At 64.8% G+C, this 21890-nt stretch carries 24 protein-coding genes; 17 read left to right on the top strand and 7 right to left on the bottom strand.

Translation table 11 applies throughout. From position 1 onward, the window contains the following. Window positions 1–106: 106 nt before the first annotated feature. Together MKK88_RS17715 and MKK88_RS17710 are read right to left on the bottom strand one after the other, a co-directional pair. On the bottom strand, window positions 107–1003 hold the full coding sequence (locus MKK88_RS17715; protein ID WP_244002070.1) for a ketopantoate reductase family protein: 897 nt from the start codon (window positions 1001–1003) through the stop codon (window positions 107–109). Window positions 1004–1014: 11 nt separating this feature from the next. Further along, complete coding sequence (locus MKK88_RS17710; RefSeq protein ID WP_244001959.1) at window positions 1015–4095, bottom strand: FAD-binding and (Fe-S)-binding domain-containing protein; 3081 nt, start codon at window positions 4093–4095, stop codon at window positions 1015–1017. A gap of 116 nt (window positions 4096–4211) precedes the next feature. Here MKK88_RS17710 and MKK88_RS17705 point away from each other — a divergent pair, with 116 nt between their 5' ends. The 6 genes from MKK88_RS17705 to rpmG all read left to right on the top strand — a co-directional run bounded on the left by MKK88_RS17705 (window position 4212) and on the right by rpmG (window position 9641). Beyond that, entirely contained in the window at window positions 4212–4550 is a 339-nt protein-coding gene (locus MKK88_RS17705) for a hypothetical protein (protein ID WP_244001957.1), read from the top strand. A 131-nt stretch (window positions 4551–4681) separates the two neighbouring features. Continuing rightward, the gene (rnr, locus tag MKK88_RS17700) at window positions 4682–6997 is read left to right on the top strand and encodes a ribonuclease R (protein WP_244001955.1); all 2316 of its coding nucleotides are present in this window, start codon (window positions 4682–4684) and stop codon (window positions 6995–6997) included. A 23-nt stretch (window positions 6998–7020) separates the two neighbouring features. After that, a complete protein-coding gene (locus MKK88_RS17695) occupies window positions 7021–7485 on the top strand; it encodes a DUF983 domain-containing protein (protein ID WP_244001953.1) in 465 nt (154 codons plus the stop codon). Then, the gene (locus MKK88_RS17690) at window positions 7442–8185 is read left to right on the top strand and encodes an NUDIX hydrolase (protein WP_244001951.1); all 744 of its coding nucleotides are present in this window, start codon (window positions 7442–7444) and stop codon (window positions 8183–8185) included. The genes MKK88_RS17695 and MKK88_RS17690 overlap by 44 nt, the downstream gene beginning before the upstream one ends. Then, entirely contained in the window at window positions 8182–9366 is a 1185-nt protein-coding gene (locus tag MKK88_RS17685; protein WP_244001949.1) for an MFS transporter, read from the top strand. The genes MKK88_RS17690 and MKK88_RS17685 overlap by 4 nt, the downstream gene beginning before the upstream one ends. A 107-nt stretch (window positions 9367–9473) precedes the next feature. Then, window positions 9474–9641 (top strand): 50S ribosomal protein L33, encoded by a 168-nt coding sequence (gene rpmG, locus MKK88_RS17680; RefSeq protein WP_160532473.1) that lies wholly within the window; start codon window positions 9474–9476, stop codon window positions 9639–9641. A gap of 127 nt (window positions 9642–9768) precedes the next feature. Here rpmG and MKK88_RS17675 read toward each other — a convergent pair whose 3' ends face one another. After that, the gene (locus MKK88_RS17675) at window positions 9769–10674 is read right to left on the bottom strand and encodes a hypothetical protein (RefSeq protein WP_244001947.1); all 906 of its coding nucleotides are present in this window, start codon (window positions 10672–10674) and stop codon (window positions 9769–9771) included. A 239-nt stretch (window positions 10675–10913) separates the two neighbouring features. Here MKK88_RS17675 and MKK88_RS17670 point away from each other — a divergent pair, with 239 nt between their 5' ends. Next, a complete protein-coding gene (locus MKK88_RS17670) occupies window positions 10914–11381 on the top strand; it encodes a hypothetical protein (protein ID WP_244001946.1) in 468 nt (155 codons plus the stop codon). Between the two features lie 193 nt (window positions 11382–11574). Here MKK88_RS17670 and MKK88_RS17665 read toward each other — a convergent pair whose 3' ends face one another. Beyond that, window positions 11575–12684: a hypothetical protein gene (locus MKK88_RS17665; RefSeq protein WP_244001944.1), complete on the bottom strand. Its 1110-nt coding sequence runs from the start codon at window positions 12682–12684 to the stop codon at window positions 11575–11577. 450 nt (window positions 12685–13134) lie between these two features. On the opposite strand from MKK88_RS17665, the gene MKK88_RS17660 reads away from it, so the two are divergent. The 7 genes from MKK88_RS17660 to MKK88_RS17625 all read left to right on the top strand — a co-directional run bounded on the left by MKK88_RS17660 (window position 13135) and on the right by MKK88_RS17625 (window position 16925). Then, window positions 13135–13329, top strand: coding sequence for a ribbon-helix-helix domain-containing protein (locus MKK88_RS17660; RefSeq protein WP_244001943.1), 195 nt, complete (start codon window positions 13135–13137; stop codon window positions 13327–13329). A gap of 375 nt (window positions 13330–13704) precedes the next feature. Continuing rightward, window positions 13705–13995: a hypothetical protein gene (locus tag MKK88_RS17650; protein ID WP_244001939.1), complete on the top strand. Its 291-nt coding sequence runs from the start codon at window positions 13705–13707 to the stop codon at window positions 13993–13995. Then, window positions 13995–14243, top strand: a complete 249-nt coding sequence (locus MKK88_RS17645; RefSeq protein ID WP_244001937.1) for a hypothetical protein — start codon at window positions 13995–13997, stop codon at window positions 14241–14243. The genes MKK88_RS17650 and MKK88_RS17645 overlap by 1 nt, the downstream gene beginning before the upstream one ends. Before the next feature lie 167 nt (window positions 14244–14410). Beyond that, on the top strand, window positions 14411–14758 hold the full coding sequence (locus tag MKK88_RS17640) for a cupin domain-containing protein (RefSeq protein WP_244001935.1): 348 nt from the start codon (window positions 14411–14413) through the stop codon (window positions 14756–14758). Between the two features lie 150 nt (window positions 14759–14908). Beyond that, window positions 14909–15175, top strand: coding sequence for a DUF837 domain-containing protein (locus MKK88_RS17635; protein ID WP_244001933.1), 267 nt, complete (start codon window positions 14909–14911; stop codon window positions 15173–15175). A gap of 115 nt (window positions 15176–15290) precedes the next feature. Then, entirely contained in the window at window positions 15291–16406 is a 1116-nt protein-coding gene (locus MKK88_RS17630; RefSeq protein WP_244001931.1) for a hypothetical protein, read from the top strand. Window positions 16407–16415: 9 nt separating this feature from the next. Beyond that, on the top strand, window positions 16416–16925 hold the full coding sequence (locus tag MKK88_RS17625; RefSeq protein WP_244001929.1) for a hypothetical protein: 510 nt from the start codon (window positions 16416–16418) through the stop codon (window positions 16923–16925). Here MKK88_RS17625 and MKK88_RS17620 read toward each other — a convergent pair. Further along, window positions 16879–17286, bottom strand: coding sequence for a hypothetical protein (locus MKK88_RS17620; RefSeq protein ID WP_244001927.1), 408 nt, complete (start codon window positions 17284–17286; stop codon window positions 16879–16881). The genes MKK88_RS17625 and MKK88_RS17620 overlap by 47 nt on opposite strands. Before the next feature lie 972 nt (window positions 17287–18258). Between MKK88_RS17620 and MKK88_RS34305 the strand changes: the two genes are divergently transcribed. Beyond that, a complete protein-coding gene (locus MKK88_RS34305; protein WP_409566675.1) occupies window positions 18259–18558 on the top strand; it encodes a DUF3761 domain-containing protein in 300 nt (99 codons plus the stop codon). 739 nt (window positions 18559–19297) lie between these two features. Here MKK88_RS34305 and MKK88_RS17610 read toward each other — a convergent pair. Continuing rightward, a complete protein-coding gene (locus MKK88_RS17610) occupies window positions 19298–19666 on the bottom strand; it encodes a hypothetical protein (RefSeq protein ID WP_244001923.1) in 369 nt (122 codons plus the stop codon). A gap of 167 nt (window positions 19667–19833) precedes the next feature. On the opposite strand from MKK88_RS17610, the gene MKK88_RS17605 reads away from it, so the two are divergent. Continuing rightward, window positions 19834–20280 (top strand): hypothetical protein, encoded by a 447-nt coding sequence (locus tag MKK88_RS17605; RefSeq protein WP_244001921.1) that lies wholly within the window; start codon window positions 19834–19836, stop codon window positions 20278–20280. A gap of 738 nt (window positions 20281–21018) precedes the next feature. Here MKK88_RS17605 and MKK88_RS33870 read toward each other — a convergent pair. Continuing rightward, the gene (locus tag MKK88_RS33870) at window positions 21019–21144 is read right to left on the bottom strand and encodes a hypothetical protein (RefSeq protein ID WP_279602375.1); all 126 of its coding nucleotides are present in this window, start codon (window positions 21142–21144) and stop codon (window positions 21019–21021) included. A 164-nt stretch (window positions 21145–21308) separates the two neighbouring features. On the opposite strand from MKK88_RS33870, the gene MKK88_RS17600 reads away from it, so the two are divergent. Further along, entirely contained in the window at window positions 21309–21776 is a 468-nt protein-coding gene (locus MKK88_RS17600; protein WP_244001919.1) for a hypothetical protein, read from the top strand. The last annotated feature ends 114 nt before the right edge of the window (window positions 21777–21890 follow it).

The following is a 21890-nucleotide window of genomic DNA, read 5'->3' as shown; positions in this document are numbered from 1 at the left end:
GTCGAGGCGAGACATCGCGAGCGTATCGCCCACCCGGCCCGACGGGATGGCTGCGGGAAGCGGTCGCGCGCGATCCCGAGGGGACAGGCGGCCGCATCCTACGACCTTAGTCCCGAACCTGCGCCTCAGCGAGTTTGACGAGCGTGTGCAGCATCCGATTGGCCGGCGTTGGGATACCCAGCGCGGTTCCCGTGCGTACGACGTAGCCGTTGAGGTGATCGATTTCGCTGGGCCGGCCGCGGGCAAGATCCTGAGCGGTGGAGGAGCGCTGATCGGCCATCGTGGTGCTGAGGCCCAGCACGCGATCGAGGATGTCGGGCGCCACGGACACCCCGGCCGCCTCGGCCACGGCGACGCATTCCCGCACCACGTCGGTCATGCATGCCACCACGCCCTCGCCCTGCACCAGCCGTCCGTAGGGGAGTTGCGTCAGCGCCGAGAGGGCGTTGTAGGCGCAGTTGAGGATCAGCTTGCCCCACAGGGCGTCGATGGCCCGCTCCGACACGGTGGTGGGGATGCCGGCGGCCGTGAAGGCGGCGGCGATGCGCCCGCTCACCGGTGAGGCGCCGATGATCAGGTCGCCCCGCCCGTTGTGCCGGACGCGGCCCGGCCCGGCCATTTCCGTGGCGACATAGACCGCTACCGGCACGACGGGCCGCCCCAGCACCGCAGCCAAGCGGTCGGCATTGTCGACGCCGTTCTGGAGGCTCAGGACCGCCGCCGCGGGATCGAGATGCGGGGCGATCGTCGCGCCGGCCGCCTCGGTGTCACCGGACTTCACGCAGACGAGGACCAGCTTAGCGTCGGCGACCCCGCTCCCCTCGGTGGTCGCCCGCACGGCCACGGAATCGGTTTGGGCCGCACGCTCCAGAACCAGACCCGATCCCCGAACAGCCTCCGCCAGAGCAGGCCGTCCGATCAGCGTCACCGTATGGCCGGCCTTCGCCAGCAGAAACCCGTAATAGCAGCCGACCGCCCCGGCCCCCACCACGGCGACGGTCAGGCCCGCGCCGCTCATCGCGCCGCAGCCGCCGCGCGCTCGGGATGGAACGGCGCCGCGCCGACCTCCGCACGAACATGTTCGAGAAGCGCCTGGACCGGGTGGCGCAGCCGCACGCCATCGACCAGCTTGGCCTGGGACCGGCAGGAATAACCGTCGGCTAGCAACGTACAACCCGGGGCCTCGGCGACGTGGCGGGCCCAGCTCAGGCCATAGATCGCCTCCGAGGTCGCGCGGTGGTGCGCCTCGTGCCCGTAGGTCCCCGCCATGCCGCAGCAGCCGGCCGCCGGCACCTCGAGATGCAGTCCGAGATGGGCGAACACGGCCTGCCAGTCGCGCACCGCCCCCGGCGCGTTGGTGCGCTCGGTGCAGTGGGGTAGGAGCCGCATGGTTCGGCCGCCCTGACGCGGCGTGATCCGGTCGAGCCGGTTCGCCAGCCATTCCTGCAGGAGTTGAACCTTCGGCAGGTCACCACCCAGCACCTGCGCGTATTCGGACCGATAGGTCAGCGTCATCGACGGGTCGATGCCGACCAACGGCACGCCCTGCCGGGCGAAGGCACGCAGCATCGCGGCGTTGGATCGCGCAACGTCGCTGAAACGGGCCAGGAAACCGTGAACGTGCAGCGGCTTGCCATTCGGCCGGTAGGGCACCAGCCAGGGCTGGAATCCGAGGGCGATGAGCAGCGCGCAGGCGTCGGCCACCACCTCCGCATCGAAATGGCTGGTGAAGGCGTCCTGCACCACCAGAACCGTCGTCTCGCGCGCGGGCGGGCTCAGCCGGGCCAGCGCCTCCGGGCTCGCGACGGCGACGCCGAGATCCGCGAGCCGCGTCCGGAGATCGACGGGCGACAGGGGCGGGATCGCCACCAGCCCGGCCTTGGCCAGGAGCAGGCGCGTGATCGGGCTGGTCAGCAGCGCGTTGCTCAAGCGCGGCGTCCGGGCGGCCAGCGGCAGCAGCGGCTCCAGCGCCGCCACGAGGTGGTCCTTCAAGGGGCGGGCGTAGCGCGTGTGGTAGAGCGCCAGGAACTTCGCCCGGAAGGTCGGCACGTCGACCTTGATCGGGCAGGACCCCGTGCAGGATTTGCAGGCGAGGCAGCCATCCATCGCCTCCTTGACGGCATGTGAGAAATCCTTCGCCTCGGACCGCGGCCGCAGGGCGCTGAGCAGGGTGGCGCCCACGTCGCGGAGCCAGCCGGAGCGCTGGCGCGCCAGTTCGGCGGCCGGATCGAGCCCTTCCGCCGCCGTCCGCCGAAGCCACTCGCGCATCAGCGAGGCGCGACCCTTGGGCGAGTGCCGGCGCTCTCGCGTCGCCTTCCAGGACGGGCACATGGCCTCGTCGGCATCAAAGGAGAAGCAGGCGCCGTTGCCGTTGCAGTGGAGCGCCTCATCGAATTGCTGGCGGACCAATGCCGGGATGGTGCGATCCTGCTCGCCCCGGCGCGGTACGCCGTCGATCCGCGTGAGGCTCTGCCCGCGCGCCGAGGCGATCTTGCCGGGGTTCATGCGGTCGCCCGGGTCGAAGGCGCGCTTGATCGCCTCCAGCGCGGGCATCAGCGGCCCGAAGGTCGCGGGTACGAATTCCGAGCGAAACCCCTTGCCGTGCTCGCCCCAGAGCAGTCCGCCATACTTAGCGGTGAGCGCGACCACGCCCTCCGTGATCTCGCGGATGAGCTTATTCTGGTCCGGATCCTTCAGGTCGATCGCCGGGCGGACGTGCAGCACGCCAGCATCGACATGGCCGAACATGCCGTAGCGCAGCCCCTTGCCGTCGAGGAGCGCCCGGAACTCGGCGATGTAATCGGCGAGCCGCTCCGGCGGGACGGCGGTGTCCTCCACGAAGGGGATCGGCCGGGCATCGCCCTTGGCGGCACCCAGCAGGCCCACGGCCTTCTTGCGCATGGTCCAGAGCCGCTCGATCGCTTCGCCCCGGGCGATGGTGAAGCCCAGGCGCTTGGTGTCGGTGCCGCGCTCGGCCTCCAGCCTCCCGGTGAGCCGCCCGAGGGCCGTCTCCACGCCGGCCTCGTCGTCGCCGACGAGCTCCACGAGGTTAATTCCGTCCACCGGCCGGCCAGCTGGGTCATCGGGGAAGAAGGCCTGCACCTCGGCCCAGATCGGGTCCTTCCGGGCGAGCGCCAGCACGGTCGAGTCGATGGTCTCCACCGAGGCGGCGCCGAAGGGCAGCAAAGCCTGCGCATCGCGGAGTGCGGCGTCGAAATCCACGTAGGAAAGCGCCACCAGCACCGCCGCCTTCGGGATCGGCAGCACGTTGAGCCGCGCCTCCGCGATCAGCGCCAGGGTACCCTCCGAACCGCAGAGCACGCTCTTGAGATCGAACCGGCCCGCCGCGTCGCGCAGATGGGCGAGGTCGTAGCCGGTCAGGCAGCGGTTGAGCTTGGGGAACCGCTCCTCGATCAGCGCGGCATTCTCGGTGACGACGGCATCGACGGTGCGGTGGATCTCCCCTGCCCGGTCGTTGCGCCCCTTGGCGGCCGCGAGGCCGGCCGCGTCCAGGGGCTCGGCGGTCCAGACCGTGCCGTCGGTGAGGATGCAGGTCAGCGCCAGGACGTGGTCTCGGGTCTTGCCGTAGAGGCACGAGCCCTGCCCGCAGGCATCCGTCGAGATCATCCCGCCGATCGTGGCGCGGTTCGAGGTCGAGAGTTCCGGCGCGAAGAACAGGCCGTGCTTGGCCAGTTCCCGGTTGAGCTGGTCCTTTACCACCCCCGGCTCGACCCGGACGCTGCGGTGGGCGACGTCGATTTCCAGGATGCGGTTCATGTGCCGCGACGTGTCGACCACGAGGCCGTGGCCGAGCGACTGGCCATTGGTGCCGGTCGCTCCGCCGCGGGGCCGGATCACGATCTCGGCAAAACGCGGATCCTCAAGCAGCTTGGCGATGCGCACGAGGTCGTCGCGGGAGCGCGGGAAGGCCACGGCCCCCGGCTCGACCTGATAGATCGAGTTGTCGGTGGAGAAGACGGTGCGGTCGGCATCCGACAGCGACAGGTCCCCCTCGAAGCCGCGCAGGCGCAGCTCCGCGCAGGCCGCGGTGTAAAGGGGCACGGCCTCGATAGGGCGGGTCAGGACCGGGATCATCCCTGCTTTCTACACCGCGCCGGTCGCGAGGGAAGATCGGCGGTTCTGTCACATCGGGTCGCCGGTCGCTGGCATCCGGCTTGCCATGCCTCCGGGACCTTCGGAACGGAATGCCCATGAACGCGAGCGTGGAACGGGTCAGGGATGCCCTGGCCGAGTTGATCAAGGCGGCCCTGATCTCGGACGACGCGGCGAGTCTCGCCTGCCGGGACGCGGGCCGCGCCAAGCTTGCAGCGCTCGCGGGCGATCCGCCCGACCCGGCGAGCCTGCGCATGGACGGCGCCTGGACGCTGGCGATCCAGGAGGCCGAGACGCCCGAACTCGCGCCGCAGGAGGGACAGGTGAACCTGACCCTGCCACGCGCCTGCCCGTTTACCCTGGATGAGATCGTGGCGCCGGGCTTCGACGTGGATCGGGCCGTCGACCACATCCGGAAAATCGCCTCGACCGGCTGAGCGGACCTGTTGAGGAGCGGCGGCGTGGCGTTGCCGCAGGCGGGTCCGGCACCCATGTTAGGATCACAGGACCAGACTGGTCCGACGCCCGTCCGGGCCCCCTCTTCCGAGAACCATCCGGCACCCCTCGTTTGGCACGACGCACCACCGCCCCGGCGGCCGAGCCCGCCGCTCCCCCGCCCGTCCCCACCCGTGAGCAGATCCTCGCCTTCGTGGCCGAGTCGAAGGAGCGCGTCGGCAAGCGCGAGATCGCCAAGGCGTTCGGCATCACGGGTTCGGCCAAGATCGAGCTTAAGCGCCTCCTCAAAGAGATCGAGGCGGACGGCGCCCTTGACCGCGACCGCGGTGGTCTCTCCCCGGCCGGGCAGCTGCCGCCGGTCGTGCTGGCCGATATCCGCTCGCGCGACCGCCACGGCGATTTTCTGGCGGTTCCGGCGGAATGGACCGGCTCCGGCAAGCCCCCGTCCATCGTGCTGACGCAGGCCCGCGGCCCCCGCAAGGGCAGCCGGCCGGCGCCCGGCATCGGCGACCGGGCGCTGATCCGCGTCGAGCGCGACGCCGAGGGCGGCTACAGCGGCCGCGTCGTCAAGGTCATCGGGAAGAACAAGGCCGAGATCATCGGCGTCTACCGGGAAGGCGCGCAGGGCGGCCGGATCGTGCCGGTCGAGAAGCGCTCGCAGGGCCGCGAGATCCTGATCCCGCCCGGCGAGGAGGGACAGGCCCGCGACGGCGACCTCGTCAGCGTCTCGCTGGAGCGGGAGACCCGCTTCGGCCTGCCGCGGGGGCGCGTGCGCGAGCGGCTGGGCTCGCTGGGTTCCGAGAAGGCCGTGAGCCTGATCGCGCTCCATCTGCACAACATCCCGCACGTGTTCGCGGACGCGACCCTGGCCGAGGCGGATGCCGCCAAGCCCGCCACCCTGCAGGGCCGGGAGGATTGGCGCGACCGCCCCCTGCTCACCATCGACCCGCCGGACGCCAAGGACCACGACGACGCCGTGATGGCCGAGGCCGATCCCGACCCGGCTAATCCAGGCGGCTTCATCCTCACCGTCGCCATTGCGGACGTCGCCGCCTACGTGCGCCCCGGCGCAAGCCTCGACCGTGAGGCGCTGGAGCGGGGCAATTCGGTCTACTTCCCCGACCGGGTCGTGCCGATGCTGCCGGAGCGGATCTCCAACGACCTCTGCTCGCTTCGCGAGGGCGAGGATCGGCCGGCACTCGCGGTGCGCATGGTCATCTCGGCCGATGGCGAGAAGCGCCGCCACGGGTTCCACCGGGTGATGATGCGCTCCCGCGCCAAGCTCGCCTACGCGCAGGCGCAGGCGGCCATCGACGGGCATCCGGACGACACGACCGGCCCGCTGTTGGAAACGGCGCTCCGCCCCCTCTGGGCCGCCTACGCGGCCCTGCGTGCGGCCCGCGACCGCCGCGGCCCGTTGGCGCTCGATCTGCCCGAGCGCAAGGTCCTGCTCAGCCCGGACGGCGCCGTCGACCGGGTGATCGTGCCGGAACGCCTCGACGCCCATCGGCTCATCGAGGAATTCATGATCCAGGCGAACGTGGCCGCCGCCGAGACGCTTGAGCAGGCCAAGCAGCCGTTGATCTACCGCGTCCACGACGAGCCGGCGCTCGAGAAGATGCGGGCCCTCGGCGAGGTTCTGGCCTCGGTGGGCATCAAGCTGCCGAAGGAAGGGGCGCTGCGCCCGGCCCTGTTCAACCGCATCCTTGCCCTCGCGGCCGAGACCGAGCACGGGGTCTTCCTCAACGAGGTGATCCTGCGCAGCCAGGCCCAGGCCGTCTACGCCGCCGAGAATCTCGGGCATTTCGGCCTGAACCTGCGCCGCTACGCCCATTTCACCTCGCCGATCCGGCGCTACGCCGACCTGATCGTCCACCGGGCGCTGATCACCGCCGGCAAGCTCGGCTCCGATGGGCTGCCCCCGGAGGTCTCGATGGGCGAACTCGCCCAGATCGGCGAGCAGATTTCGGCGGCCGAGCGCCGGGCCATGGCGGCCGAGCGCGAGACGATCGACCGGCTGATCGCCCACCACCTCGCCGATCAGGTCGGGGCGACCTTCGCGGGCCAGATTGCCGGGGTCACCCGGGCCGGACTCTTCATCAAGCTCGACGAGACGGGGGCGGACGGGTTCGTACCGATCTCGCAGCTCGGCGCCGAGTATTTTCGCCATGAGGAAGGCCGCCACGCCCTGGTGGGCGAGCGCACCGGCGAGACTTTTCGCCTGGGCGACCGGGTCGAAGTGCGGCTCGTCGAGGCCGCGCCGGTGGCTGGCGCGCTGCGCTTCGAGCTGCTGAGCGAGGGCCGCTCCGGCGCCAACACCTCCGGCCCCGGCAGGAAGCCCGGCGGCCGTCCGTTCAAGGCCGCACCGCCCGGCCGGCCCGCCGGCATCCGCAACACCGGGTCGCGCCACCGCGGCTCGCGCCGCTGAGCCGGTCGGTGTAGACCCCGACCATGGCTACCGACGCGATTCCCGAGCGCACCCGCCTGATCCCCGCGATGGCCCGGGGCTTCATCGGCCGCTGCCCGCATTGCGGCCAGGGGCGGATCTTCGGCCGCTTCCTGAAGGTGCGGCCCGAATGCGAGGCCTGCGGCCTCGAACTGCACCACCACCGCGCCGACGATCTGCCACCCTACGTGGTGATCTTCATCGTCGCCCATATCGTCGGCTACCTGATCCTGGAGACGGAGAACGCCTACGAGGTTCCCCTCTGGGTCGAGATGGGGGTCTGGCCAGTCTTCACGCTCCTGTTCGCGCTGATTCTGCTCCAGCCGGTCAAGGGTGCCGTCGTCGGGTTGCAATACGCCCTTGGCATGCACGGCTTCGCCAAGCTACCGCGGAGCCGTCCCGCCCCGGGGCCCGAGGAGACGCGCCTTGCCGCTGCCGCAGCCGGAGTCCCAGATCGCGACCGCGCCTGAGCGCAAGCCCGAAGCGGCGCGCCTGCGCCCGCGGGACGCCGCCACCATGATCGTGATCGACCGGCGCGGGCGGGGCGGCCCGAAGGTCCTGATGGGCCGGCGCAATCCGAACCTCGCCTTCATGCCGGGCAAGTTCGTCTTCCCGGGCGGGCGGATCGAGCTCGGCGACCGCCACATGCCGGTGGCCGGGGCCTTGCCCGATTACGCCGAGGCGGCGCTGACCCGGCAGGTCTCTAGGCCGCCGCATCATCTCGGCCGGGCGCTCGCCCTCGCCGCCATTCGCGAGACCTACGAGGAGACAGGCCTGCTGCTCGGCACGACCGAGCACGGCGCCCCGGAGGAGACGCCGGCGGGCTGGGAGGGGTTCGCCCGGCACGGCGTCCTGCCGGATCTGGAGGCGCTGCACCTCGTGGCGCGGGCGATCACGCCGCCCAAGCGCGTACGCCGGTTCGATACGCGTTTCTTCACGGTCGACCATCGGATGGTGGTGGCCGAGGAGCCGGGACGTGTGACGGCCGACGCTGAGTTCACCGAACTCGCCTGGGTCCGCCTCGACGCCGCGCGCAAGCTCGACCTGCCGTACATCACCCGCGCCATCCTGGACGATCTGGAGGCCCAGATCGCCGTCGATTTTGCCCCGCACCGCATGATTCCCTTTCACTATGAGCGCTACGGCCGGCGCGAACGGGTCGCCCTGTGAACCGGGAGGAACTGGAGCACGCGGGACGGCGCGGGATCAGCGCGGAGGATGTGGCGGCGATCGCGGCGGCGGTGACCTGCGTCACCGTCGTCGGCATCGGGCTGAGCCTGTCGATCCCGCTCCTGTCGATCGAGCTGGAGCGGCGCGGCGCGTCGAGCACGCTGATCGGGATTAACACCGCGGTGGCGGGCATCGCCAGCATCTGCACGGTGCCGTTCGTGCCGCGGCTGGCCGCGCGGATCGGCGTCGCGCCGCTGCTCGGCCTCGCGCTGGTCGTTGGGGCGATGAGCCTTGCCCTGTTCCCGATCCTGCCGGGGATCGCGCTCTGGTTCCCCCTGCGCTTCGTCTTCTCGATGACCCTCGGCGCCCTGTTCGTGCTGTCCGAGTACTGGATCAACGCCGCCGCCCCGCCGGAGCGCCGGGGCTTGGTGATGGGCATCTACGCCACCGTCCTGGCGGCGGGCTTCGCGGTGGGCCCGCTCCTGCTGGCCCTCGTCGGAACCGAGGGGCCAGCGCCCTACGCGACCGGTGCGGTCCTGATGCTGGCCGGCGGATTACCGATCCTGCTCGCCCGCGGGCTGTCGCCGACGATCGAGCCGGGTTCGGGCCAGGGCCTTCTCGGCTATCTCCGACTCGCCCCCGGCGCGCTCGCGGCCGCGCTCGCCTACGGGGCCGTCGAAACCGGCATCTTCGCGATCCTGCCCCTCTACGGGCTGCGCCTCGGCTACGACGCGCAAGGGGCGGCCGGGCTCGTCAGCCTGATCGCCCTCGGCAACGTGCTGTTCCAGATCCCGTTCGGCTGGCTCGCCGACCGGTTCGACCGGGGCGCGGTCCTGCTCGGCGCCGGCCTTGCGGGCGCCGCCGGCTCGGCGCTTATTCCTCTGACAGCCGGAAACCCGTTGGCGTTCGGCCTGCTGTTGCTGGTCTGGGGCGGCATCGCCGGCACGCTCTACACCGTCGGTCTCGCCATGCTGGGCGACCGGACGCCGGCGAACGATCTCGCGGGCGCCAACGCGGCCTTCGTGGTGCTCTACAATGTCGGCCTGATGCTGGGGCCGCCGGTGATCGGCGGCGGGCTCGACCTCGTGCCGCCGCACGGCTTCGCGTGGGCGCTGCTCGCCCTGTTCCTGGTCTTCGCGGGCGCCCTCGCCGCAACGGAGCGCAAGCGCGCCCGCTCTTGACCTGCCCGGCCCGATCGGGCATTCACCCGACCGTATTCGGCCGGGTCTTCCCGGCCATTTGCGTTTCGCTCACGCGGAATGCCGCACCCCTGCAGGAGCGCCGCGCCATGGCCAAGGCCGTCACCGTCAAGATCAAGCTCATGTCCACCGCCGACACGGGCTACTTCTACGTCACCAAGAAGAACTCCCGGACGCAGACCGAGAAGCTGTCGATGCGCAAGTACGACCCGGTCGCGCGCAAGCACGTCGAGTTCAAGGAAACCAAGATCAAGTAAGCGTTTCGACGCTAACGTATTGACTTGATTAGCAAAGCCGCTCCAAATTCGGGGCGGCTTTCTTCGTCCGGGTCACAACAGGATCACGCAACGAACGCGCTACCGCTCGCTGGAAAGCCCCACGAGTTCAGCCCTCTTGCTTGGGGCGAACCCTCTTTGGCACCCAGTCCAACTCGGTCGCGACATCGGCTTCCACCGTGATGCCATCGCCCAGCCGGTACGCATTCTCCGACAGCAAGCGCCGGGCAGCTTCAAGGGCTGCCTTCTTCCCTTCGCAGAACTCTACGATCGTATCGATTTCTTCGGCCTGCGTTCGGGCTTCATCCCATCGCATGATGCGGACAAAGGCGTACCAGCCGCCTTTACCTGTCCTCTGTCGAATCCGGATGTCCTTCAGGCGGTCGACCTCCGCGGCGAACGCCTCGTACAGGATCTTCTCTCCGTCATAGATCCTGGCGTAGCGGCGCAGCTCGTAGGCCAAGCCCTTCAGCGCCGGCTCGGAGAGCTGCTCGAGCTCATAGCCGATCGTGCCGAAGGCAGCCTGGATCTTCGATAGGGCCCGCTCGCCGTCGTGCGTCAGCGGGGGCACCTTCACAGCGGTGCCCTTCACGGGTCGCACTTCCTCGATCTCGGCTGCCGCCCAGGGCCAAATCGCGGCGCTGATCCCATCGAGCTCCTCGCCGGTCACCGGCCAACGATGCTTGGCCTCCCACTTCTTCCGTTCGAGCTTTGGACGCAGGTCAACCACGGTAGCCTTCGAGCGGCCGGGCCGATCGAAGGCCCATGAAAAATCGAACGGCTCGATGACGAGCTTGCCCGCTTCGTCGAACTCCCAGAATGAGCCCTTCGCATCCAGGATACGGGCCGGCTTCCCATCATCATTCTCGACAATGATCTGCGCCACCCGCTGACGGGTCCCGGCATAATCAGGCAAGGCGTCCTCACCCTGCCACAAGCCCTCACAGATCCGACGCGGCACGCTCCGCAAGTTGCCGGCTTTCTCGAAGACGAAGTGCCGTACCGTGATTCCCATGCCGGCACTCACCGATCCGCGAAGCGCTCAAGCGTATCTGCCGGAGGCTTACGCTCGCAACCGGGCACATATGGCTCGCAGAATTAATAGGGCTCTGCCACTCTAAGCCCGCATGGCGAACCATCCAGATGTTGCTGTCGATTTCAGCGTGAGGATATCCGAGCTCTCGGATGCGCCTCCGGAATGCTACATCCAGACAATCCGGGGAATAATTGGCACATACGACGGGAACTGACGGCTTGCGACCGCTGGGATCTCTGCGTGCCGACTTGTTTTGCATTCAAGAATTCGTGAATAATAATATAGCACTTTTTGAAATGTACGACTGTCTCTCAGCCCATTTGGCCGAAAGCCTTGAAATAATATACGACATCGAATGTGAAGAATTCCGCGATGACGTGATAGACGCACTTGGGTTTGAGTTTGGACCTGAGATCATTTGGCACTTAAATGTTACAAGACTGGACGTAGCTTCCGGACACCGTGGAAACCGGGTTGGGGTGCGAGCGCTTGGTTTACTTAGACGTTTTGTTCAGCGCGAAGGACTGATCGTAACACTCAAGGCATTCCCCGACGCGAAAGGACATCCTGGCGCTGCGGCGATTCGGAAGCTCAGCCGCTATTATGTTGGCTCCGGTGAGTTGGGTCTCGTGGAGGCGGGCAAGCCTTCAGGCGGATGGCTTACGGGGAATTGGTCGCTCCGCTGACTGCACAGAGCTCTGAATGCCACAGAGCTTGAGGGGCCCTTAAAACTGGATTCTATCGCCTCATCGTCCAGCAGAGCGATGATGCGCTCCACGACGTCGAGCGCCAGTTCGGCGAGCTGCTCAAATTCTTCTCGAGGTATGGTCGCGGCGGCCACTCGATAGCTACCGGGAAAGCTGACGACGTTGCTCATGTTCAGCCCCAGGCCTTCACGGCTTCCAGAAGGAGATCGCGATTGCGGATGGCCCCCTCGCACAAGAGCTCGTCCTTGATGCGCAGGCTCAGAGCGGTATCGCGCTCCCAATCAGCTTGGGGATTCCGCAGACGCATCTCGTCAGCGATGCGGTCTCGGATAAATGCCGCCCGTTCGCCCTCGGCATCAGCCAACGCGCCGGCTGGCGTATGGCGGTGCGATCCCGCCTGGCGATAATCGATGCAGTAAGCGAGCTCCGAAACGGCCTGCCATTGGTCCCTGACGGACGTGTAGGCATCCCAGAGGTTGCTCAGCGCCAGGATGTCGAGATTGCTGAGATCGACCGCATAGGCCTGTGTCATCGCCCATTCGGCTGCACCTCCGGCTTTGAGCGCAACGGGGCTACCCTGCTGCCTAGCGAAGCGGTTGGCCGTGTCCAGCAGGATGGTGAGCGCTTCCTCCTGGAACGTGTTGCCGATCTCTATGCCGCTATCTCGGAGGAACTCTTGCAGGTGCGCGGCCAAGGCGCATAGGCCAGCCGTTGTGGTCGGCGTGGTTGCGGCCAGCGCTCCGTAGGCCTGATCCGCATGCTGGCAGGCCAATTCGGACAGCTCGTCAGTCAGCTGCGAATTGGCTGCAACGAAGGCCGTGCGATGCGCTGCGATTGCCGGGAGGATGGGATCAGCCTGCTCTGATGCTTCGGCAGCCGCGAGCGTATCAATCCCATCGCAGATCGCCCGCACGGCGGCATATGCCAGGCCGCTGTCGAGCGAGTTCACCTCGAAGCTCATACGCAGCACGTCGACCTTGCAAGCGAGATCACCGATCGAATGCACCGGCGCATCGATGACAGCCTGCTCCGCGGCCGTTGCTATGGTCCCGAGGCGATCCGCAGCCTCGTCCGTCAGCCCGCGCTGATTCACGGCCTCGACGGCGGCCAGCCAGTGATCGCGCAGTTCGGCGGCGCACGCCGAAGCGGTCGGCTCTGCAGCCTCCTGTCCCTTGGAGAGGCGCCTCAGAACGCGGGCGGCCGATGCCTCAACGTCGGCTGCGCGCTCACGCAGAGAGGCACGCTGAGGGGGCCGCATCTTTCCCTGAGTTGGCTTTGCCATCACAACCTCCACGCGCACGGCATGAAGCCGTAGGCGAAGACACCTCCGGCGATAATGGCGATGGCGGTCAGCAGCTCGCCGGCAGAATCGAGGAACCGAAGCGCGCGGCTATGCGGAGTATCAGGTCGAACCGGGGCGACTGCCTCCCAGGGTTCGATCGCACCGGGCAATGGCTCGTGCGGCAGGGAGCGGTAGCGGAGGTCACCTGTGTGTTCGCGAACCGTGCCAATGACAACAGGACGACGGATTGGAACGGGCTAGCTGAAGTCCGGAATGGTGGCGTAGGGCCGTGAGAGCGAACGGGAGCGTTCACCGGCGCGCGCCGGTGCTGTAGGCTTACTGATAGCCATGATCGTCTCCGAAGGACGTGCTTGGTTAGGGCCGAACAAGAGCACCACCTCTTGTTCGGCCCGGCGGTTTCTGACATTATCAACCTGCGAGAGGTTGTCAATGTCAGAAACCGGCAAAAACAAGGGCGGCCGTCCTCGCGTCGATGCCACTCCGATCACAGTTCGGGTCCCGCCGGGTCAGCTCGACAGCCTTGATGCATGGATCGCCGATCGTCCGGAGCCGAAGCCCAGCCGACCCGAGGCCATTAGGGAAGCTGTTTCGGAGCACCTGAAGGCGAAGGGCTACCTGAAGTGAGCCGCCCTCGTCGCGTCGGCCTGCCTTGGTACGTAGCTGAGAACTATGAGGCGTTGCGGGGTAGTCTTGCCGATGGCGCGAAGCTGCCGCCACTGTACGAGACGTGGCGTGCAGCAACCGAGCAGATGGAAGGCGTGGTCCAGCGCAGCGGCGTTGAGGTCGTGCGTGTGCCGATCGAGCCGGTGGCCTTCGCATCGTGGTGTGCACAAGATGGCTCAGAAAGAGACGGCGCAGCCCGTGCTAGGTATGCAGCCGAGATGATCGCCGCGGATGAGCCTGCCTGAAGGCAAAGTCGTCAGCGTCATCTTGCTCGTTGAGAACGGCGAGGGACCGGGGGTGCGGCTGCGCAAGGAATGAAAAGCCTGAGCAAGCCTCGTGGCTGATGAGCCCATACGCCCCGGCAGCGAGGCAGACTTCACCGTTCTCGCTGATGCCAACAAGGACCGGGAGCGCGTCAAGCTCGTTCACAACGAGCGTACGAAGCTTTCCGCGACGATGTTCAACAACGTCGCTACCGCCTTCTTCGTCGGCGGCGGGGTCGCTCCGATGCTCGGAGTATCCTCAGCATCCCCAAGCCCCTGGCAGCTCGCTCTCGGACCGGTTTGGCTCCTCGTAGGTTTCGTCCTACATTTCGGTGCTCGCCTCATCCTCAGGAGCCTCAAGTGATGAGCTTCCTGCAGATCTATCTGGTTTTGGGTCTGCCGGCCGTCGCCTTGATCGCGCTGGCCGTAGCTATCCTTCTGGCACGGCGAAGCGCGCGTCGCGTCGATGCGGCGGATGCTCAGGTGCAGCGTGCAGTCTCTGAGCGCCGCCGATACCTCGAAGGCTTGGCCGGCGAGGGCGTGAACGGGCTTGAAGGCAAGGTGGCTATAGCAAAAGCCAACATCGTCGCCATTCGTCGTTATGGCGAATGAGGATTTCCGCCGTCAGGCTCCCGGAGTCGCCATCCAGACCACGCCAGGGTTGACCGTTTCCGTGTCGCGCAGCTGCCGGGCCTCGCGGATCGCCTTGGGGGTCAGGCCGAGGTCAGCAACCGGTGCTCGCTTCGTGACATTCGGCATCGATCATGAGGGAATAGATCGTGACGTCGGACCCTGAATCCTCGCCCTCGATCAAGAGGACTGAGCTCAGCCGGTTGCCGGTCACCGGCCTCGATCACCTGGAGATCATCACCCAGCTCGTGGAGTTCCCGCCGGGGGCAACCTCGCTGCGCCACTTTCACAACGGCGAGGAGACCTTCTACGTGCTGGAAGGCGGCTTTGTGCAGGAGATCGGCCGGCCGCCGCGGGAGCGGATTCCCGGCGAGCACGGCATCATCCGGCGCGGCACCCATCACTCGGGCTACACCGTCGTCGGCGACAGGACCATCAAGGTCCTGTCGGTCTACGTCGCCGACAAGGACAAGCCGCTGCAGGTGCCCGTGGGGTGATCGCCGGAGCGCCTTAGCATTGCGAGGCAAGCATCCGAGACCGCAACTGATTGCTGATGCAGAAATTGGCGCAGTGAAGAGCGGGGATAGCCGCTAAGCCCCACTAGGAATGGCTGTGTTCACGTGCACCCTCGGTGGAGAGGCAGCTGCATGGTCACGATCTCAGAGATCCTTGAACGCCAAGAGAGGAATCGGCGCCAGCTGTACCAGATCTACGTGGATCTGCGGCGACAGGCTGAGCCGAGCGAGGACTTCGAACTGCACAGCCTCGCGGCTGAGGCCTACAAGGCCTTCATGCGCTCCTTTCTTGATGCTGATGAACGCCTTGTTCTGGATCTTCAGGATCAAATTGCCGAGATGCAAGCGGAGCTCAATCAGTGGCGTCGAGGCATCCGCCGATCGGAGCGAGATGATTAGCCGCTCCGCTGACCGCGCAATCGACGGTGGATGAGGGAGCTTAGGTGCAACCTAACGAATAGCATGCTCGGCAACGATGCGGCATTGTCTCCATCAATTGGGAAGCAAGTGTCACATGCCAACGATTGATTTGCAGGCCAAGATAATTCCGCCGACCCAAAACGTTTGGTTCGTCAGGCCAGGAAAAGACTACAAACTCTACCAAGCGTTCATCAATTACAATATGATTTTGGCCGACTTACCGAGTTTAGATTTGCGTAGCGGCGTAACACTTGCGCAACAACCTCAATTAATAAACCGCATTCACAGATCAAGAGCAATCCGAAAGTGGTATCGTGGAGATCGAGAAGATTCGTTTCCAAGTCGAAATTTAAACGCGTACCCTGATACTGTGCGTGATGGCGGAATTTCACAGCTAAACTCAGTTGTTGAGCGCTATTTTTCGGAGGCTCGACGCGACGATATCGTTTTAGTCATCCCAGGCGCCTACACTTCGGACGCTTATGTCGGTGCGCTTACTGAGGATCCTCAAGAAATTGTCAGTCTTAGCCTAGAGTACATGTACAGCAGCGAGCCTTTGCAAGGCCGTAGGGTTGAATGGCTAGGAAAGACGGCAAAAAAAACCCTGGCCAATCCAATCTTAGAAATCGCCGCAAAGCCAAATGCTTTTGTTCGCCTGGGACCCGAACTGAGGCGGGATATATACGAGTTGGCCTATCCAGGGTTTGTCTGGGGCGACGATACTAACGCGCGATTCAATGTTACGAGCAGCGAGTACACATCATACGATGATTTTTTGATACAAGGATTCTTCAACTTTGTATCATCAAATACACGAGCGATTGCCGAAGGCAATCCACATAATGTGCAGGGCTTCCGTTTGGCTGCATTTGAGCGAGCGGGGGAGTACACGCCTGATCTGAAAACGGACATCAATTCTCCAGGATATCTCAACCTATCTTCTACGAAGGTTGTGCCGCTCGTGGTCGCCGCGCTGTTCGTTGCGGCCGTTGAGATTGGACCCTCAGCCCAGCCAGCGGCGGAGGCTGGCACCCTTCGGATCGGAAATTCACTGGCAGCTGCCGATGACGCATGTGTCGCAGAGGTTGAGCGGCTCGCCCTTCAACAACTTATATTGCTGGGGGCTGACGGCTGGGCTGAGGCGTGCGAGAAGGCGCGACATTCCGCCGACCGGAATGGACTCAGAGGACCGGCCCGCGTGAGACGCTGAAGACTGAAAATGAGCATCCTGTCGAAAATATCTGCCTTGCCCCAATGGGCGACGGCTTTAATTTCGTCCGCAGGCGGCGTCGCGGCTGCAGTAACGACTTGGTTTTGGTCAGATTACACCACATTCCGCAATGCTCAGAATGAGATAAACAAAAGTACCGCCGAACAATCAATTAAATCTGATTCGGACCTAGATCCGTTTATCGTCAAATTTAAAAACTTGGTCGTCGGTAAAGGCGAGGTGACGGACAAGGACCGGGATGAGTTTACGGACGCTTTACGTCTTTCTCAGAGCCATGCTGCGGATCTAAAAAACAGATATCCGTCGTTACAAGCCCCCTTTGAAACGTATACGACATCGCTTGTTGGATTAAAGCAATCTTTAAGTAATCTGAATGGCCCCATCGACGGCAAGAAGTATGTGACCGCACTCGGTAGATACTTTGTGGCACAAGCTAAGTGGCGGCAGGAAGTCACGCGAGCGCAGACTGCCTATTGGCGTTCTTTCGCGTTTCGCTGATCTTCTTTGATTCTCTGTTTTTAGCTAGCCGCCACCCCGCCTTCCGCCGACAGATCCGCAGTCCGATCGCCATGAGCCTCGGCCGGAAAGCCTCCAGGGCCGCCCTTAGAGCCGCCTCATCTTGCCACCTGCCGGCGGCCATAAGGCACGGCACAGGATGCCGTCTCCGGGCCGCCAGGACGTGCAAGGTGCGCAGGAGAGCCCCGCCGCAGCCGACGGCGCCGAGCGGCCCGAGCAACAGCATGTCGGCCATGTTGACGGCGGCGAGCCGCCCGGCCGGCGGCTTCACGCCCAGACGAATCTCTGAGCAGATCCGGTTGACCTCGGCGGCCAGCCGAGCAGCATCGGCTGCCTTGGCCAAGTCACGCTCGTACGCGCGCTTGGCTCCGATCACCACGGCCGCATGCGCCCGGTAGCGGGCGGTGTACTCGGCCTAGCGCGCGGCCATGATCGAATCGACAACAGGCTTCTGCGCACCCACACAAACCAGCTACAGCTGCGTTGCCCTACGAGCCCGAAGATGGGCCGAACCGAGGAAACGCACATGAACGCCAAAACATTCGCCCTCGCGGCCTCTCTCGCCGTCGCTCTGACCGGCACAGCCTACGCGCAGGCGCCGGCCACCGCGCTAGGTGCGCCGCCGACCTCTACGGGTGTGGCCACGCCCCAAGCGGGATCAACTGGTGCTCCAGGAGCCGTAATAGGATCGCCGACCGGGCAGCCGGCCGACACGCGGTCGAACAGCTCCTCCGCCGCCGGCAATGCAAATCAGCCCGAGCGCGCGGCGCCTCAGGGCGGTGGCGGTGGCGGCAGCAAGTAGCCGCCGATCGCCATCATCTTAGCGCGCGCTCTTCAGCCCCGCCGGCTCAGCCGCGCGGGGCTTTTTCGTTCCATCCCAGAATTGAATTGCTGAGTTGTTGCAACCAGAGGTGGAAAACAGTAGAGGGAAAAGGTTCCAGATCGAGACACTCCTTCAGCCCGCCCGGCGCAACACCGCGGCGGGCTTATTTTACCTCGGCTGCGCCCCTCCCAATGCCTGTGTTAGCCCCATCAATGCCGCAGCGCGGGTCTTCCTTTTGCGCTGCAGCGCGGTAGCTCTCTCGACGGATCCGCTCGTTCTCAACACCCGAGGCTCGGATCTGGGAACGCCTGCCCGGCTCCAGCCGCGGTGGGCGTTTTCGTTAAGATCCAGCGGGCATCCTGTCGCCGGATTCGGCCAATCGCCCCTCACGATCCGGATCTGGAAAGCCCGCCCGGCCCAGTGCCGCGGCGGGCTGTTCTTTGCCCGCGATCAGCCTCACCGTGTCGTTGAGTTCGAGGCCTGAGGTTCGCGGTGAAGTTCAAATCGGTCGCCGTCGCGCTGCTCGTTGCCGCGCCGTTCATCCACGCTGGTGCTGTAGCCGCCCGCGAGTGCCGGGTCTTCAGGCCTGACGAGCTTGCTGTCGGCACCTACCGGAACGTCGATGGCTGCACCGTCCCGCGCCCACAGGATGCGAGCTGCCCGCCGCCGCGTGACGCTCAGTATCGATGCGGCGATGGCGATTGGAGCTATGCCCAGCATTGCCGAGGCGCATGCTCCCATCATGGGGGCGTGCGCTGCACAGTCGGCTCTGGCAGAAACTGCTGCCCGTAGGAATCCCGGCGCGGGACGCACAAGCGGCCGGCCCCTCATGGCCCGCTAACCGCCACCGGCCATCCTACCCCCGAGCCAAGTTGCGTATCGGCTCAACCTACCGCTGGTGAGATCGGACGCTCCCCCGCCTTGTGAGCAGATCGGGGCGGGGCCGAGCGGGTGAGTTAGGCCGGCGGCAGCCGCCGGGATGGCGGTGTCGGGGGGGCCCTATAAGGTCAGCCGCCAGTGGCGCGATGTTCGCCAGCCGGTGCTGGGCGGCCCGCACTCGCGTGCCTTTGGTTGAACCGTCGCGTGAGCACGGCAAAGAAACCTCCGCCGCCGACGATCGCCAGTCCGAGGGCGCACCATAGGAGCGCAGTGGGTGTCATGGCCTACTCCTCTGATCGCATGACGAGAAAATTTAAGACGTAAGGGAGGATATGGAACCCCAGCGCGATAACACACCACTGGGCAGCGTTTGCGTCCAGAGCCGCGTCGGCATCTCTAACGAACGGGACGATTGCTGCGGCTGCCAGAATGCCGGCAGCGAGCGTGTTGCAGAATGCGTTGAAGTGCTTCAGGCATTCATTGATGCGCTTTGCGTCGAGTTTCCGTATTGCCGGGTCGTCCGGGGGCTGTGAAGACGATCCTCCACCGAAGGCAGCAGCATTTGATTTGCGCACGGCTTGTTCAGTTTCAAGATCGGTGAAACTATCTACCGATCTAAGCTGAGTAGACGTTTTCCTCGTTCCGCCAGACATTATGCCGGCCTTCTGAGAACATTGTAAACCACTTGGTAAATGACGGCGACGGGGCCGCGGCATGGCATGACTGAGAACGAGATAAAATAATCAAAATCACCATCGTGGGCGAAATTCGGACCCACGCGAGTTGCGGTAGCAAGCACGAGATTTGTGGGTCTAAAATGCTCGATAGCTAACACGCCATCGTCTTCAACCTGAATATTGTTCGAAATCTTATTCTCGCCGTCAGTTCGGACGGTGAATTTTAATTTGTACTCATTGTCATCCGCGAAAGGCATAAGTACTGCCGTCTCGTTTGCGCCGGTAATAAACGTATCCGTAAAGACAAGCTCCATGCCTTCGATATTAGCAGTAGCTCGCGGCATCAGCGTGCCTCCTGGACTGGACTGATCAGGCCCACTTCGCCGGATCGAGAGCCTATCAGCCCTCACCCTATGCCGCGCGCATGGAACCCCCGCCGCCTTGCCGGGCGTGAGTCTTATGCCGCCGTGAGTTGGCGCCTCATTAATCTCACTCTTCTACGACGCTGGCCATGTCAAACCTCCCGCCCGCCGTCGCCTCCTGGCGCGACCAGATCGAGCGCCTGTCCGAGCTCGCCTCGCCGTGCCGGTATCTCGCCCCGGCGAAGTGGAAGGCGATGCGTGAGAACGCCATGGCCTTCATCGACCAGCACGGCACCGAGGCACACCGGCTTGGCTGGACCGCGCCGGAGCTGTTCGGCGTGCATCCGCAGACCAGCACCCTGCGCGTGGATTCGTGCCAGGTGCAGATACTAAGAGCGTCCGCCGCCCATGCGATAGACGCTGATCGTATGGCATTCGCACAGACCTCAGGCTACTGGTTCATCAAAGGTCAGATTCTGGGCATCGCGCTCCGGGAATTTGTTGCAAGAGGCGCTGAAGATGTCACGGTATTGGTGGAAGCGGCCTCGCAGATTGCGAGGGAGTATAGACCTTATAGGAAGAGGAATACCGGTTGAACGCTTTAGCTCGCACATAAGCTATCACGAAGCAGGTCACGCTTTTTTATCTTGGTATTTGGGGATAAAATTATTCAAGGTACAAGTCCTTCGACATAAACCAAGAAGATATCTGCAGACCAGACATAAACGCTCATTAGGCAATTCACCCGGTTTTTCGGAGCCAGTGTATAATTTTCGCGAAAGACTGCGCTATCCGCGGGCAAATGGCGCATATTTAGGAAAACAAATTCGCATAAAGCAAATTATGATTTCATACGCTGGGCCAAAAAATTCATCTTTGATAATGCCCAGAATGACAATAGAACATTGCTTTCTAGCTTTTGGCGAACGCGATTATGATATGATCCAAGAATGTCGAAAAAAAGCATGTGTTGGCGATAATCATTACAAAAGCATAGTGGCAAAAACTGAATCAATAATGGCTCTGCCACAGGCTCGCAGTGCGATGGTGTCAATTGCGGAATGGCTTGCCAGACACGGCCATATCAGTGGGCAAAATGTCGACCGCATATGCGCGGCTTCTTTTGCGCAATATCCAGATCGACACCGAATTTCAAACTGAGGTAGTACCAATCGTTCACCGCGCTTGTTCTTAAAGCTTGTGCCCCAGGACGAGGAGGCGGTAACTGCGCCGACGTCGGGCAGCCTGCATTAAGCAGGCGCTAGACCGCCACGGTGCCTCTCCGCCTCATCCTCGTTGGCATGCCGCCTCTTCGCGGCGATCACCTCCTCAATTCACACGATGGCCACCTCGTGCGCCTGGACGGTCCGCACGTCGCCGAGCGCCTGCCCGATCTGCCACCAGTGCCAGGATCGCACGTCGGCCGGCGCCTGCAGGTAGGCCTTCTGCGCGTCGGTCACGTCAGTTGCCCCACCGGTCAGCGCAAGCCTCTGATGTGGCGCGCGGTTTTTGACTCCATCCACAGCACTCCACCGCCATCTTGGCGGCCCCCGCCGACGGCAATTGAAGCACGCCGTCGCCTCGGGTCTGTTCCTTCTTCGTTCGCAAACGGAGGAGCACCAGAATGGGGCGCCTGGGCACCGTGCCGCCCGGCCGGGTATGGGTCGATTGCGCCGCGTGCAGGCGCTCGGGGCGCTACAGGGTCGCCAGCCTGCTTGACCGGTTCGGGCCCGACATCTCGACGCTCGACCTGCTGCGCCACCTCACGGCCTCCTGCCGCTACCAGCGCGCGCCTGGGGCGCTGCCCGCGCGGAAATACGAGCATCTGTGCCTCGCCGCGATCACGCTGCCGCAACCGGTGAAGCAGATCCCGCCGGTGCCGCCGGGCGTACCCTACACGATCGAGATCTGGGATCGGATCGGCGGGAGGCTCGAGCTGCACCTCGCCACCATCTACCCGCTGTCCCTGGCGATCGCCGCGTTCGAAGCCGCCTGTCTGGAGTGGCCGACGAAAGAGGTCACCCTGCGGGATCGGGCGCGGATCGTTCGGAAGCGGACATCGCCGCCGAGCCCACTCCCGACCCTTCTCTGACTTTCGGAACGTCTGCTTGCCGGAAGTCTGAGGGGCCGCGAATGACGGAAGGTGGCCGAAAGCGGACCAGCGGCTTTCAGCCCCAAAGGTTGAAAAGCGGCCGCTCGGCTGCAG

The sequence above is a fragment of the Methylobacterium sp. E-005 genome, from assembly GCF_022829725.1.
Taxonomy (GTDB): Bacteria; Pseudomonadota; Alphaproteobacteria; order Rhizobiales; family Beijerinckiaceae; genus Methylobacterium.
The sequence above is the reverse complement of the archived record's forward strand: the minus strand, read 5'-3'. Positions and strand labels throughout refer to the sequence as shown.

Bases quoted from the DNA above. Each gene is read 5' to 3' on its own strand.
- MKK88_RS17610 (WP_244001923.1), bottom strand. From the start codon at position 19,666: ATGCCGCGAGCTACTGCTAATATCGAAGGCATGGAGCTTGTCTTTACG.
- MKK88_RS17710 (WP_244001959.1), bottom strand. From the start codon at position 4,095: ATGATCCCGGTCCTGACCCGCCCTATCGAGGCCGTGCCCCTTTACACC.
- MKK88_RS17630 (WP_244001931.1), top strand. From the start codon at position 15,291: ATGCCAACGATTGATTTGCAGGCCAAGATAATTCCGCCGACCCAAAAC.
- MKK88_RS17665 (WP_244001944.1), bottom strand. From the start codon at position 12,684: ATGGCAAAGCCAACTCAGGGAAAGATGCGGCCCCCTCAGCGTGCCTCT.
- MKK88_RS17600 (WP_244001919.1), top strand. From the start codon at position 21,309: ATGGGGCGCCTGGGCACCGTGCCGCCCGGCCGGGTATGGGTCGATTGC.
- MKK88_RS17635 (WP_244001933.1), top strand. From the start codon at position 14,909: ATGGTCACGATCTCAGAGATCCTTGAACGCCAAGAGAGGAATCGGCGC.
- MKK88_RS17675 (WP_244001947.1), bottom strand. From the start codon at position 10,674: ATGGGAATCACGGTACGGCACTTCGTCTTCGAGAAAGCCGGCAACTTG.
- MKK88_RS17605 (WP_244001921.1), top strand. From the start codon at position 19,834: ATGTCAAACCTCCCGCCCGCCGTCGCCTCCTGGCGCGACCAGATCGAG.
- MKK88_RS17625 (WP_244001929.1), top strand. From the start codon at position 16,416: ATGAGCATCCTGTCGAAAATATCTGCCTTGCCCCAATGGGCGACGGCT.
- MKK88_RS17705 (WP_244001957.1), top strand. From the start codon at position 4,212: ATGAACGCGAGCGTGGAACGGGTCAGGGATGCCCTGGCCGAGTTGATC.
- MKK88_RS17660 (WP_244001943.1), top strand. From the start codon at position 13,135: ATGTCAGAAACCGGCAAAAACAAGGGCGGCCGTCCTCGCGTCGATGCC.
- MKK88_RS17645 (WP_244001937.1), top strand. From the start codon at position 13,995: ATGAGCTTCCTGCAGATCTATCTGGTTTTGGGTCTGCCGGCCGTCGCC.
- rpmG (WP_160532473.1), top strand. From the start codon at position 9,474: ATGGCCAAGGCCGTCACCGTCAAGATCAAGCTCATGTCCACCGCCGAC.
- MKK88_RS17695 (WP_244001953.1), top strand. From the start codon at position 7,021: ATGGCTACCGACGCGATTCCCGAGCGCACCCGCCTGATCCCCGCGATG.